The following is a 13456-nucleotide window of genomic DNA, read 5'->3' on the forward strand; positions in this document are numbered from 1 at the left end:
AACAAAGGCCCGCAATTGCGGGCCTTCACACTCAAACTAATAACCTTAATACACCTTAACCATATAAATATAATCCTGGATTTTCTTAATCTGATCCTTTCTGCTCAGATTAGCCAGAGTATTCTTTCCATTTAGCGACAGCTTACGGTTTTTACCAAGCGAGTCCTTCGGAATCGACTCAATCGCTTCGATCAGGTAGCCGGATTTAATGGCAAACGACGCTCCGTCAGTACGCGATGACTTGCCTTTAATCACACCAATAATATTTCCTTTACTGTCAAGAAGCGGCCCGCCACTGCTGCCCGGGTTAACAGAAATGTCAACCTGATACTCAGTAGTATCGCCAGAGTAACCGGTCCGCGAGCTCAGGTATCCCTTGCTGAACACCAGGTCATCCTTCGGAAATCCATAAGTAAACACATCCTCGCCCAAATCTGAGGTACTCTTCTTGAAGGTGTAGGGCAAAGGTTTCAGGGTTCTGAATGCCCCGTCGGTAACCTTCAACACTGCAATATCATAAGCTGGATAACTATAGATGGTAGAGGCTTTAAAAGACTCACCGTCGTTGTTCTGAATATAAACCGAATCAGCATCCTTCACAACATGATAATTGGTAACGATCAGACCGTCGGTAGTGAGAGCAAAGCCAGTTCCGCCAAAAATAGCCGGATCAGCCGGCGCCTTCGTTGTAGCCTTAATATTCTTCAGGATCTCATTTTGAGAGCGCTTCACTTTTGTAGTGATCTCGCGGCTCATTTCCCTTCTAAGGGCGATGTTATCAGAAGCAATAGCACTGGTCTTAGCAAAAAAGCCGGTAGAAAACAGGGTAGCAAACACCGCTACAATGGCCACAGAAGCAGCAACTGCAGCGTTCATCTTGTACTTTGCCCAAAGCACCCGGATCATGGAAGCAGCCGGCATCACCTCCGCTGTCAGAGCCGCCACGTCAAGCTCCTCGTGGATAGCATTCATCTCCGAGAGCAGCTGACGACGCTTTCCGTAATACTTGATTTGCCCAACGAAGTTTTCATAAGCCACCACCTTCTGGTCAACAGCAGGATCAGAAGCACGCAGCTCTTCAAAGGCTCTGGCTTCCTCCTCCGTCATCTCCCCTCTCACATAAGCCTCAATTCGTTCTGTAAAATCCATTCCAAGATTCATTATCTAGTCTCCGAGAAAAAAGTTTTTTTAATCGCTGCAGGCATTTATATTTCTGGTTCTTTGCATTATCTGCATTAGTGTACCCGAATTTCTCACAAATCTCCTGCATCGATTTATTATTTATATAAAAATCTTCTATGATCGTTTTACATGGTTCACCCAGATGTACCAGCGCCGCCTCCATCTGCCTGAACATGCGGTCCTTCTCTTCGTGCTGCTCTATTTCCTGCTCAACAGGATGAGTTTCTTCAAATTCCTGAAGGCTTCCTGAATTCCGGCTTTTATATGTCAGCCGTTTCAACCATAACCTGCGGCTCACAGAATATATGAACGTCTTAAGCTTACTGCTTAGTTCAAAATTTCCGCCCTGAACCTTATCATAAAGAACGATCACAGATTCCTGAAAAACATCTTTAGCCTCATCTTCTGTCCCGTTGTTCATCACCACTAATTGCAAGACCATCGGGAAATAAGCCTTATAAATCCTTTCAAGAATATCTTTCGAGCCATTCAGAATTCCCAATATGACTTCACTATCCGTTGGTTCTGACCTTTTTATATCTCTGCTCACTATTTATACTATTGTACTTAATTTGTAACCCAATGATAGGGAAAAAAATTTAAAAAAATTGTTCAATTATCGGGTTACTTTTTCGAAACCGCAGTATTAACGTTAAAATTTGTATTTGTTTAATCATTAAACTTTAACCCAGAAAAATGAAAAATCTGTTTAAATTCGGTTTCTTAGCATTAGCAATTTCTTTGTCAGCTGCTGCTTGCAGCGGTAACAAGTCTGAAAGTGGTTCTGATTCAACTGCTGTTGATTCTGCTGCTACTACTGACACTACTATGATGACTGATACAGCTGCTGCTACAACTGATACAGCCGCTACTGATTCAGCTGCTGCTCACTAATATTGAGTGTTTTAAAATAAAAAAGCCGGTCTCAATGAGACCGGCTTTTTTATTTTAAACTATTTCCCGCCATCTGGCACTTCCTTTCCTCTTGCAAAGCCGGTTTGGAAGACGAAAATTTCAGTACATTTCATGCACTCTGTATCAACATCATCTGCCTGTGCCTGAGATATCAGTCATTCACTTCCGGAACAACACCGCTCCTTATCTGGTCCCTATTCTGAATGCAGCCACTAAAAAGCCAGGATCAAGCCACGATTATGCCACCTTTTCATAGAGAAACGTGGCATAACAGTACCTTAATAACGGCGCCTATACCAGCGAACTTAGAACCAGTTAGGGATCAGTTCAGAACTATTCAGGTCTCTTTCTCCCTTTCGGGGCGACCTGGACGACAACAATATGCTGCCCGAAAGCGACGCACTCACCCCCTCGCCCGCTGATCCTCTGAGCCACCATATCTGGCGTGTAACAAAGACTGCCCGGGATAAGCCCCGACAAACGGATCGCAAGAAGTATTTTAACTGCTTAAACAATCAATTTTAATACACATTGGTTTACTAAATTATGAAGGATTTATTTCGCATTAACATCTTATCCCTCGGTATCGTACTGTCCCTGATTTCCTGCAACGCAAGTGACAGGGGAAGTTCCCATGCTGATTCAATCGACTCCGCCTCGTCTGCAACGGTCGACTCACTCGATTCTACGGCATCGGTTAAAACGGATACGCTCGACTCTACCTCCAGGGAAAAGGTCGACAGCACAAGGACCCGATAAGCTGGTCGGTTTCAGTTTTGCAGAGCAGGGGAAAGCTGAGCATAATCTTATGAATAACAGCAGAGACAAAGGCCGGGCACCTGCCTCTAATTCCCATAATCTATCGTCCTGAATTACTTTTCTTCCTCGCTTTTCACAAAAACCTTAACTTTGGCAAAACATTTCACATGAGTTTATCTCCTTTATTTGCAATTTCCCCGGTAGACGGACGCTACAGCAAGGCAACAAAAGAACTTTCTGCATATTTTTCTGAAGCAGCCCTGATCAAGTTCAGAGTATACATAGAAATTGAATATTTCATCGCTCTGTGCAATATTCCCCTTCCTCAGCTTCAAAATTTTCCTGCCGACAAGTTTTCCAGCCTTCGTTCGATCTACGAAAACTTCACGGAAGAAAATGCACTTCGCATTAAGGAGATTGAAAGTATCACCAATCATGACGTTAAAGCCGTCGAGTACTTCATTAAAGAGCAATTTGATGCGATGACTCTTGGTGCCTTCAAAGAGTTTATTCATTTTGGTCTTACATCGCAAGACATCAACAATACAGCAATTCCACACTCGTTTAAGCTGGGAATCAAAGAAAGCTGGCTCCCTGCTATCGAAGAGCTTACCGCGAAACTTAAGTCTCTTGCTGCGGAATGGAAAGATATCCCGATGCTTGCCCATACTCATGGACAGCCTGCATCACCTACCCGGCTGGGAAAAGAACTCCAGGTTTACATCGAGCGGATTGAAGCTCAGGTAGAACAGCTGGAAACGATACCTTACTCGGCGAAATTCGGAGGAGCAACAGGAAACTTTAACGCGCATTTCATCGCTTATCCGGAGGTTGACTGGCGGGCGTTCGCTAACCAGTTTGTGAACGAACAGCTGCAGCTTAACCGCTCACAGTACACCACGCAGATAGAGCACTACGACAATTTCGCGGCCCACTGCGATGCCCTTAAAAGGATAAATAACATCATTCTGGATTTGAACAGGGACATGTGGACCTACATCTCCATGAATTATTTCCGCCAAAAGATCAAAGCCGGAGAGGTTGGATCGTCTGCGATGCCTCATAAGGTCAACCCAATCGATTTTGAGAATTCGGAGGGTAATCTGGGTATTGCAAACGCTCTCTTTGAGCACCTCGCAGCTAAACTGCCTGTCTCCAGACTCCAGCGCGACCTCACCGATTCTACAGTCCTTCGCAACATCGGGGTTCCTGTCGCTCATACGCTGATCGCTATAAAATCGACTTTAAGGGGGCTGAACAAGCTTTTGTTAAACGAAGCCACAATTGCTGAGGATTTGGAAGACAACTGGGCTGTAGTAGCCGAAGCTATCCAGACTATCCTTCGCAGAGAAGCATATCCGAATCCCTACGAAGCGTTGAAAGAACTCACGCGAACCAACCATCGGGTAAGCGCAGAAACTATATCAGAGTTTGTAGAGACACTTCAGGTAAGCGATAGCGTAAAAGAAGAGATTAAACGGATCACTCCCGCTAATTACACCGGGATATAAATTCAGGGATCAGGACTAAACAGCACCAATAGCTTAGCTTGTCCTTAAAGCCCTGCTCTTCGAAGTACTTCAAGCCCGCTCCAGCAACAGACTCAAAGCGTAGCTTGTCCTTAAAGTCCAGCTCTTCGAAGTACTTCGAGCCGGTACCAGCAACAGACCCAAAGCTAGCCTGTCTTTAAGGTCCCCCTCAGAAAGTCTGTAGTAAGAAGGGATACCTATGGCCTTTGGCCGCTGGTTGCGCAGCCATGGTCAGGCCCTATAAAAAAGGGCCGTTGCCCGTTATGGACTTTTACCACCGGAGCCAGCTCTGCATATTACAAGGCCGGAAACCAGGTAAACAGTGCTGGTCGCCAGAATAGCGATGGATGACCGGCCTGATGCGTTGTTAGCTAAAGGTCTATATGAACGAAACGATACCGGGGCAGAAAAATAAGGGCCGATGTTCAACTACAAGTAACCTCTGCCCGGACTGATCCTTGTACCGTTCATTCGAAAAACAAGGGTCTGGGCGCAACAATAAGTGCATGAAGTACGAGTGTTGAATACTACTGACCATGTGTTTGACCATACAATTGTCAATTCTCTGCAGGTGCTATTCCATCTTGAAACCGTTTTGGTAATTTTGTTTAAAATATGAATTATGGCTTTCAACATTAATGTATATACTGAATCAACACCCAACCCTGCCAGCATGAAGTTCCTGGTGAACAAACTTTTGTTGAACGGGAGTGCTGATTATGCAAACAAAGAAAGTGCAGAGGCATCTCCATTTGCTAAAGAACTGTTCAAGTTCAACTTCGTGAACGGCGTTTTTTTTGCCAGCAACTTTGTTACCATTACCAAGACAGAGGATGCTGAATGGCCTGATATAGAACCGATACTCAAGGAATTTGTAAAAGGAGCCGTAGAAGCTGAGCTGCAGGTAAGAGCTGTAGCACACGAAGAGACGCCTTCGTTTGAAGGCACCGAATCAGAGATCAAAATTCAGCAGATCCTTCACGACTACGTGCGTCCGGCAGTAGAACAAGACGGAGGGGCTATTCATTACAAGTCGTTTGAAAACGGAGTAGTGACGGTGGAGCTCAGAGGATCGTGCAGCGGATGTCCCTCTTCCACATACACGTTAAAAGCGGGAATTGAAAATCTGCTAAAGAGAATGGTTCCCGAGGTTTCCGAGGTGGTTTCCGAAGCGATGTAAGAGGTTGAAACTGGAGTACCCGGCATATTATGCATCGCTTCAATAGGGTGGTTTCCGAAGCGGTGTAAGAGTTCCAAGGCCTGCACGTCCGGCTAAAGTATCAGGTTAAAGCCGGACCATTTACAAGACATCAGCCTCTCTTCCAATATATGTTTACATTTTGGCGGAAGCAGTAAAGAGGAAGGGAACTGTCAGGATCTCATAAGAATCGGCGCGTGAGTAGAAATACCGGCAACGAGGCGACCTGTTGAGGGGAATTCTTTCGGTTCAGTTTATAAGAGATAAGGATATACAGAAAAGAGGCTGAGATCAGTGTGATTCAGCCTCTCTTTCTTTTTACCTATTGCCCGGGTACCACCTACTACTGCTATTTACTGCTACGGGCGTATTTGACGAGCATTTGTTTGTTGCCCGGATACCACCTACTACTGCTGTCCCCCTAAAGCCTTGCCTGCATAAGGGCGGAAACACGGGTGGCGCTTCGGCCGCCAGGATCAAAAGTACCTGTTAATCACCTCCTGCATTTTAAGACGCAAGGCTCTGTTGCCTGCCAATATCTCACGGGTACTGAAAGAGTCATTACTGCCGGAAAAGCTTGTAGCCGCCCCTCCCGCTTCTCTTACCAGCACCATGCCTGCTGCAATGTCGTACGAGTTAAGGTTATACTCAAAGTAGCCGTCAAAACGTCCGCAGGCTACATAGGCAAGGTCAACGGCGGCAGAACCTACCCTCCTTAATCCATGGCAGACCTTAGTCAGCTCTCTGAAAACGCTGATGTATTTCTCTAACAGTTCAAAATTATAGTATGGAAAACCTGTAGCAAGAAGAGCCTGAGAGAATTCAGTATTGCCGGAGACCGATATCCGGCTGCCGTTCAAATAAGCGCCGCCGTCTTTCCATGCGTAAAAGCATTCATCGCGGTTTACCTCGTAAACTACTCCTGCAACGAGCTCATCATTTTGCTGCAAGGCGATGCTGACAGAGTAAGCAGGAAGGCCATGAATGAAGTTCGTGGTTCCGTCGAGCGGATCAACGATCCAGTTGTATACATCTCCGGTCTTATTGATCGTCTTTTCCTCGGTCACAAATCCGGCTTCAGGAAGCAGGTCAGAAAGGCCCTTCACTATACGCTCTTCTGCCCCCTTATCAACGTAGGAAACGAGGTCATTTAGCCCCTTATACTCAATCTTAGCTGTATCGAAGGAGGCACCCTCCTTCCGGATAAATGCGCCGGCCTCCTGTGCTATACGAGCGACCTCCGCAGTTAGTTTTTGCAGATCCATATTTATGCTGTATGTTCTTTTCTTGTAGATTTTGAAGACCAGATGATGCCGGCAATTCCCCCGATGACCATGAATGTGGAGATCATTTCGGCCTGAGTAAAGCTAAGACTTCCCAGGTGGTAATGGGAGTTTACGCGAATCAGCTCGATAAAGAACCGCTCAACGCCGGCGAAGATAAGATAGATGGAAAATAACATGCCGGCCGGTTTAATCTTCTTTCTAATTGACCAGAGTATTAAAAAGAGGATGAGGCACGCTACGATCTCGTAAAATGGGGTAGGATAAACGCCGACCGGCAGCTCGTTACAGTAATGCCCTGTACAGCCTGGAATCGGCACACCCTCGTGAATTACATTATGAGGGTATTTGAAAGACCACATCCAGTCAGGAGCCCAGCTAAGCCAGCCCGGCTTAGAAGCAGGATTAGGAATTCCCCAATCGCCGTCACCCGCCATCTGGCATCCCATTCTGCCAACAGCATACGCCAGCATCATTCCAGGAGCGCCGATATCAAGCATGTGGACAGGCTTCACACCGCTTTTATTCGCAAGGTAGAGTACCGCTGCCCCTCCGCAGATCAGTCCGCCATAGAAGGTCAGTCCGCTAAAAGAGAGGAGCCCGCCGATAGGGTCCTTTATAAAATCATTAATATACTCCAGATTGTGGAAGATCTTTGCACCAAGAAATCCCCATACGGCAGCCCACACAACGAGGGAGCTCATCAGTTGATAAGGATGCACTAGCTCTTCTACTTGCTTTGGCTTCGGAAGCTGCTGTTTTTTCTTTTCCGAATAGGCCCACCATGCAAAAATGCCGGCCAGGATAAGTCCGCCAAAGAAGTTGCCCCGCCCTGAAAGCAGAAAAGACTGAGGACTGTTCACAAAGTCAGAATAATTAAGGGCAGCGTCGAGCAGCTTATACCCGATCAGAAAACCAAAGACAGCATTGAATACCAGTTCTGAGGGGGTTGCAGGCTCTCCTATCGTCACTTTCCTCTTAAAAGGATGTAAAATACCCTCAGCCTCTTTTCTTTTAAACTCCTGCGTAAAAGCCCAATAAGCGGCCATAAAAGCAAGAGCGACGAAAAAACCAAAGGTCTGTATAGGTAGTGGAATATTAACGCCTGTGAGATATTCTATAAGATAAGAAAGAGTTGGAAACATGCGCTAAAGATACAGCTTGAAAATTAAATTCAGATTAATGAGATAAAACTTCTGGCGTAGCTTCGCAGATCTCCACCTCTCCTTCCTCTGAAATTTCCAGTAGTCTTACAAGCCGGGTTTCATTCACGAGCACCGGATCATACTTCGCTCTTACTTTTACGTAATTTCTGGTAAATCCGTGCATGTAACCGTCTTTTTGATCGCTTTCAAAGAGCACCTCCTGAGTTGTTCCGAGCTGAGTTTCATAAAAAGCACGTCTCTTTTTGTCAGAAAGTATGTGTAACATTTTACTGCGATCTGCCCGCTGAGCCCCAGGAACGTTTCCTTCCATCTGAGCAGCGAGCGTATTCTCCCTTTCCGAATAGGTAAAGACGTGCAGATAGGAAATATCCAGTCCGTTCAGGAAGTTATAGGTATCAAGAAAGTCGTCCCTTGTCTCGCCAGGAAAGCCTACTATGACGTCGACGCCAATACAGCAGTCGGGCATTAACTGTTTAATGGCTGCGACGCGGTCTGCGTATAATTCCCTTTTATACCTGCGCCTCATCAGGCCCAGGATCTTGTTACTCCCCGACTGCAGCGGAATATGAAAATGTGGCACAAAGCGCTTAGACTGTGCTACAAATTCGATAATCTCATTACTGAGCAAGTTGGGTTCAATAGATGAAATGCGGATCCGATCGATGCCCTCTACCTCATCAAGTGCCTTTACGAGGTCAAAGAATTTATCCTCGCGCTTTCCGTTGCGAATGCCGAAGTCGCCAATATTAACCCCGGTCAGGACAATTTCCCTGACACCTGAGGCGGCAATCGCTCTTGCCTGCTCAACGATCTTCTCCACGGTATCGCTCCTGCTGCCTCCACGGGCAAGCGGGATAGTACAAAACGTACAGGAGTAATCGCAGCCGTCCTGCACCTTCAAAAAAGTTCGGGTACGATCTCCGTAGGAATAAGAAGCAACGAATTCATTTACTTCATTGATCGGCTTATTATACACCTTTGCCCTGGGCTGTTTGGTAAGGTCGGTCAAAAACTCAATAATTCTGAATTTCTCAGCAGCACCGAGTACCATGTCCACTCCCGGGATTTCGGATATCTCTTTGGGCTTTAACTGGGCATAGCATCCCACAATAATGATATAAGCGTCGGGAGAATACTTCTGGGCTTCCTTGACTACCTTCCGGCACTTCTTGTCGGCATTGTCAGTGACCGAACAGGTATTGATCAGATAGACATCCGGAGTATCTGTAAAGTTTACCGTTTCAAATCCTGCTTGTGCAAACTGCCTTCCAATTGTAGAAGTTTCAGAATAATTTAGCTTACAGCCAAGTGTGTAAAATGCAACCTTCCTGCTCATAATCAGAGGGCAAAGATACAGAAAATTCGCAATTCGGCGACTACCCCCACGGAGCGGTCCGGAAGACAAAACTACCAGCTTTACCGGCGGCTAAGGTTTGAGAGAGCTTAGCTGGTTTCGCCCCATCGGAAAGCGGTGTTGCTGATGCTGGCAAGGTCGAGAACCCGGTCAATAACGGTCGCCGCTACTTCCTCGATGGTACGGGGACGACTGTAAAAAGACGGAGTAGCCGGACAAATAATCCCACCGGCTTCGGTAACCACTTTCATATTGTTGATATGGATCAGGCTCAAAGGAGTATCGCGGACAACGAGGATGAGCTTTCGGCGCTCCTTTAAGATCACATCAGCAGCGCGGGTAGTAAGGTCATTCGATATTCCTGAAGCGATCCGGCCGAGCGTCCCCATGGAGCAAGGGCAAATGATCATTGTATCGTACCGTGCAGAGCCCGAAGCAAAAGGGGCGTTAAAGTCGTTTTTTTCGTAAAGGCTAAAGGGATAAGCTGAAAATGACCGATCATCCAGTTCATGCACCCAGACTTCTTTAGCATTGTCTGACATGACCAAACCAACCTTCAGATCTTCATTCGCCAGCAGTTGAAGTTTATCGAGCAAAACCTTGGCGTATACCGACCCGCTCGCTCCTGTAACGGCAACTACAATCTTTCTTTTCTCCATTTTACTTGCATCGATATCAATAAAGTACCCCCGCCCATCGCTCGCCTGCACGAGGTCACCGGGTACCACAGGGGGCAAGATAAAAAAAGGGCCGAATACAAGTATTCGACCCTACATCTACCTATGAAAAACATGCCCTTTGGGAGGGCAGTACAAATATAGGTATAAGCGAAAAAACTCCAAATAAAATTCGGACACAAACCTTACTATTAAGAAAAAGACCTGATTACCAGGGAGAAATTTTTTTCTGAGAAGGCAAACTTATTTCAACAAAGCCTGTTAACGACACTTTTTTAACGATATGCGCGCTGTTGCTTCCTGTTATATCAGCATGTTGAGCCAGTGATAAGGCGTCGCCTATCGTCCTGCCGAGTCTTATACTGCCATTAGCCTTTAAACTCTCATAGCTGTATCATTAGTTTTTTTACGGTTCAGGCCGCGGATCCGTCAGCATACGTAAGAAATGGTTAAGCTTCGCAAAAGCGTTCAGGAGTTGCCCGGTCAAACAGGGATGACGGCTGGCCGAATGTTCTTCTTCGCCTTTTAAAGAATAGATAGACTTTCACAAGGATGAAAATAAGTTAACGGCTCTCCTGTGGCGCCGGCTGGCCGCGTAAACGATAAATATCAGTAAAGAAGGACAATCGGGCGCGTATAAATACGCAATGTTTCACATCATTCAAACACAGTCTTTTACATCTTGGTAATACAGGTAGCTAATTAAAACCAAATGAGACATGCAGACCGAATAAGTGAAGCGATGGAAATGTTTCAAGGAAAGCTTCCGGACCCTAATCGTTGCAATAAGTCAACGATTATTAGCGAACAGGACATAATGGGAAAGACGGTCAAGTTCAGAGCTCAAAAAGCAAAAGGACTTAGCGGAATCACCTGGAGGGTCGACTACGTAGACGAACGGCATAAATAGACGAGCGTACTGACTATGCAAGCGGCTCAGATACCCATTTCTTAGCCGCTTCATACTCGCTCAGGCTGAAGCTTCTGATCTCACCGGGCACCGGTCCGCTTAATACCTCATACGCCTTTTGCATCCAGGTCTCGTCAGTGACAATAGCCATCCGGTTCCACTTGCTGAAATGTTCAAAACTAACCTTAAGATAATCTATAAAAGCGGGAAGCGAATAGTTCTCCATATTCGTTTCGAGTCGCACCAGAAAGTTGATGCTCCCGAACTCTCTCGCCACTTCGTCTACCCGATGCATGACAACGCGCTCATATTCTTCCTTTTCAACCTTACCGCTTGCTTTGTATGCAGCAACATAGCGGGGAAATCCTTCAATTAATTCTACCATTATCCGATCTGCTATTTTTCATTCAGATAAACCAGCCAACGTTACGTTTGTTTAATTATGAGGTGAAAGCATTGCAATTGATAGCTGCGGGCATTTGTGCAACCGCAGTGATGAGCGGATACAGCTATAGCAGCTCCTGGTATAAAAAGGAAAATTACAGGGAGCCTGAACTCCTTGCGGAACTGGTTGACCAGATCCTCCCAGGCCTGCCCGAGCGCAACCAGCTGGCGGGAGGCTGGGCAGCTCACTTCGTAGCAGGCAGTTCATGGTCGCTTGTACTAAACAAGTCATGGCGCCATATGGGGCTAAGACCGAGCTTACCGATAGTTCTTTCTTCCGGACTTGCAAGCGGCCTTGCCGGTGTACTGATATGGAACACGGCATTCAAGCTGTGCGAGAAACAGCCTCACACTTCGAAAAGAGACTTCTTCCAGCATTTACTAGCCGCCCACCTTGTGTACAGCTATTTTGTCGCTTTATTCTCCCGACCCCAATAAGAACGAACAGCGTAATTAAACGGTCCTGGGCTTTATAAGGGCCCAAAGCAGCAATACAAAAGCGACTAAACTGGAGACGGCAGGCGCAGGAAAAAATAAACAAAGCCAGTAACGGTCAGCAGGAGACAGACTATGGCAATGGGCCACAAAACCACTTTAAAAAGTTGAACATTCGCTTCCTTTACTGAACTAAGCATCCACAGAATTGCGGCAAAGGCGACCAGCACAATGACGAGATTTAAGCTCATGCCCTCGTAGTTCTCATCGTAACTACGTAGTTTCCCGAACATGTGGAACTTATGAGAAGCCATGACATCCAGTACCATGCGTTTCTGGGGGTCATTCGTATTGTGCCGGGTAAAATGACCGATACTATGTCCAATGGCAAAGAACATCAGACATGCAGAGGCAATTTTCAATCTTTTCATTTTGATCTTTTTACTGGTTTAATGACCCTCGTGTGATCTTAAGGATCTGTAGCAAAAATCAGAAATAGCACATATTGAAAAATATTAAAAAAGGGAAGTCCACCTTCAGCTCCGTTCGGTTATGTAGAAGATTCGGCCAAATTCATTCCTTTCGCTTGCATATTCCCTCGGAGAAGAACCAGTAAAACGTTTAAAGTCTTTTGCGAAATGCGAGTGGTCGTAGTAAAGCTCCAATGCCTTCTCGCCATAAAATCTCATATGTCTTTCAACAGCCTAGGCTTTATAAAGCTCCTGAAAGCGTAAAATACCAGCGAGATTTTTAGGCGAAATGCCGAGATGATCCTGAAACAGGAGGTCGAGGTACCGCTTGGAGTATCCGGTCAGCTTCTCCAATGTCCTTATTTCGATTGCCCCCGCGCCTTCTGAATTTGCGCGACTGTGTAATCGACAATCAAATTCTCCCGGAGAGTTTCTTCCAGCACCTCAATCAGGAAGTCCTGAAGAAGATCCGCCTTCCGTTGATGACCGTCGGCATTTGCTAACTTATCTGTTAACTCATCGGCCCTACTCCCATAAATATCCCTTAAACTGACCACGCGACCCTTTAAATCAGATAAAGGCAGCCGCGTGAACCGATACGCGCCTGCGGGGCTTAATTCTATGCCTATCGTGCCGGTTATTTGCGATTTGGAGCTTAGTACCACCGGCTCGGTCCAAAGGCCGACGACAAATACGTCAAGTTCCTGATGGTCATTCTGCACCCTCCCGTCGAATGTCGACAGACTATTGATATAGGGGTAAATGATCTTCACCCGACCATTGGGGACAATCACCCTGCTGTCGCCGGAAGGAAGGCCGCAACTACTTTCGAAAAGCCAGAATTTATCTATATAAGGCAACAACCGGGGCTTCGGGTTTAACAGCTTCAATAGCATAGAAAAGGCTTTAGATCATTAAGTTAATGAAAACTTTTATAATGAGCCAAATACAACATAGAAAGCTTGACCAACCTGATTATGAAGAACAAAGTCTTCGGAAAAACATTGATAAACAGTACTATCCAAGGAGATGAAAGAGACCAGGGTCCAATCCCTGAGATTTAGAGAACAAGACCTCTCAGCAAAACAGTCAACGGCCCCAGGACAGAGAAAACACGGAAGCAAGAACAACATT

15 protein-coding genes are annotated in these 13456 nt (G+C 46.0%); 6 read left to right on the top strand and 9 right to left on the bottom strand.

Annotation, left to right across the window (positions count from 1 at the left end):
* Positions 1 to 45: 45 nt before the first annotated feature.
* Both ACES2C_RS20615 and ACES2C_RS20620 read right to left on the bottom strand, forming a co-directional pair.
* Positions 46 to 1149: a trypsin-like peptidase domain-containing protein gene (locus tag ACES2C_RS20615; RefSeq protein WP_374164933.1), complete on the bottom strand. Its 1104-nt coding sequence runs from the start codon at positions 1147 to 1149 to the stop codon at positions 46 to 48.
* Entirely contained in the window at positions 1127 to 1732 is a 606-nt protein-coding gene (locus ACES2C_RS20620; RefSeq protein WP_374164934.1) for an RNA polymerase sigma factor, read from the bottom strand. The genes ACES2C_RS20615 and ACES2C_RS20620 overlap by 23 nt, the downstream gene beginning before the upstream one ends.
* 146 nt (positions 1733 to 1878) lie before the next feature.
* Between ACES2C_RS20620 and ACES2C_RS20625 the strand changes: the two genes are divergently transcribed.
* The 4 genes from ACES2C_RS20625 to ACES2C_RS20640 all read left to right on the top strand — a co-directional run bounded on the left by ACES2C_RS20625 (position 1879) and on the right by ACES2C_RS20640 (position 5565).
* Entirely contained in the window at positions 1879 to 2076 is a 198-nt protein-coding gene (locus tag ACES2C_RS20625) for a hypothetical protein (protein WP_374164935.1), read from the top strand.
* Positions 2077 to 2643: 567 nt separating this feature from the next.
* Positions 2644 to 2856 carry a hypothetical protein gene (locus tag ACES2C_RS20630; protein WP_374164936.1) on the top strand — a complete coding sequence of 71 codons (213 nt, stop codon included), beginning with the start codon at positions 2644 to 2646 and terminating at the stop codon, positions 2854 to 2856.
* A 167-nt stretch (positions 2857 to 3023) separates the two neighbouring features.
* On the top strand, positions 3024 to 4367 hold the full coding sequence (purB, locus tag ACES2C_RS20635; protein ID WP_374164937.1) for an adenylosuccinate lyase: 1344 nt from the start codon (positions 3024 to 3026) through the stop codon (positions 4365 to 4367).
* Positions 4368 to 5007: 640 nt separating this feature from the next.
* Positions 5008 to 5565: a NifU family protein gene (locus tag ACES2C_RS20640; protein ID WP_374164938.1), complete on the top strand. Its 558-nt coding sequence runs from the start codon at positions 5008 to 5010 to the stop codon at positions 5563 to 5565.
* A 494-nt stretch (positions 5566 to 6059) separates the two neighbouring features.
* Here ACES2C_RS20640 and ACES2C_RS20645 read toward each other — a convergent pair whose 3' ends face one another.
* The 4 genes from ACES2C_RS20645 to ACES2C_RS20660 form a co-directional block, all read right to left on the bottom strand.
* Positions 6060 to 6848 (bottom strand): inositol monophosphatase family protein, encoded by a 789-nt coding sequence (locus ACES2C_RS20645; RefSeq protein WP_374164939.1) that lies wholly within the window; start codon positions 6846 to 6848, stop codon positions 6060 to 6062.
* A gap of 2 nt (positions 6849 to 6850) precedes the next feature.
* Entirely contained in the window at positions 6851 to 8011 is a 1161-nt protein-coding gene (locus tag ACES2C_RS20650; RefSeq protein ID WP_374164940.1) for a prolipoprotein diacylglyceryl transferase, read from the bottom strand.
* 34 nt (positions 8012 to 8045) lie between these two features.
* Positions 8046 to 9368: a tRNA (N(6)-L-threonylcarbamoyladenosine(37)-C(2))-methylthiotransferase MtaB gene (mtaB, locus tag ACES2C_RS20655; RefSeq protein WP_374164941.1), complete on the bottom strand. Its 1323-nt coding sequence runs from the start codon at positions 9366 to 9368 to the stop codon at positions 8046 to 8048.
* Between the two features lie 107 nt (positions 9369 to 9475).
* Positions 9476 to 10045 carry a UbiX family flavin prenyltransferase gene (locus ACES2C_RS20660; protein ID WP_374167001.1) on the bottom strand — a complete coding sequence of 190 codons (570 nt, stop codon included), beginning with the start codon at positions 10043 to 10045 and terminating at the stop codon, positions 9476 to 9478.
* A gap of 730 nt (positions 10046 to 10775) precedes the next feature.
* Between ACES2C_RS20660 and ACES2C_RS20665 the strand changes: the two genes are divergently transcribed.
* Positions 10776 to 10973: a hypothetical protein gene (locus tag ACES2C_RS20665; protein ID WP_374164942.1), complete on the top strand. Its 198-nt coding sequence runs from the start codon at positions 10776 to 10778 to the stop codon at positions 10971 to 10973.
* Between the two features lie 13 nt (positions 10974 to 10986).
* On the opposite strand, the gene ACES2C_RS20670 is transcribed toward ACES2C_RS20665, so the two are convergent.
* On the bottom strand, positions 10987 to 11358 hold the full coding sequence (locus tag ACES2C_RS20670; protein ID WP_374164943.1) for an STAS/SEC14 domain-containing protein: 372 nt from the start codon (positions 11356 to 11358) through the stop codon (positions 10987 to 10989).
* Positions 11359 to 11420: 62 nt separating this feature from the next.
* Here ACES2C_RS20670 and ACES2C_RS20675 point away from each other — a divergent pair, with 62 nt between their 5' ends.
* Entirely contained in the window at positions 11421 to 11855 is a 435-nt protein-coding gene (locus tag ACES2C_RS20675; protein WP_374164944.1) for a hypothetical protein, read from the top strand.
* 65 nt (positions 11856 to 11920) lie between these two features.
* On the opposite strand, the gene ACES2C_RS20680 is transcribed toward ACES2C_RS20675, so the two are convergent.
* Both ACES2C_RS20680 and ACES2C_RS20685 read right to left on the bottom strand, forming a co-directional pair.
* Positions 11921 to 12283, bottom strand: coding sequence for a hypothetical protein (locus ACES2C_RS20680; protein ID WP_374164945.1), 363 nt, complete (start codon positions 12281 to 12283; stop codon positions 11921 to 11923).
* A 398-nt stretch (positions 12284 to 12681) separates the two neighbouring features.
* Positions 12682 to 13218 (bottom strand): DUF6597 domain-containing transcriptional factor, encoded by a 537-nt coding sequence (locus tag ACES2C_RS20685; protein ID WP_374164946.1) that lies wholly within the window; start codon positions 13216 to 13218, stop codon positions 12682 to 12684.
* Between the last annotated feature and the right edge of the window lie 238 nt (positions 13219 to 13456).

Origin of the sequence: Arcticibacter sp. MXS-1 (assembly GCF_041902385.1) — a bacterium.
GTDB lineage: Bacteria > Bacteroidota > Bacteroidia > Sphingobacteriales > Sphingobacteriaceae > Arcticibacter.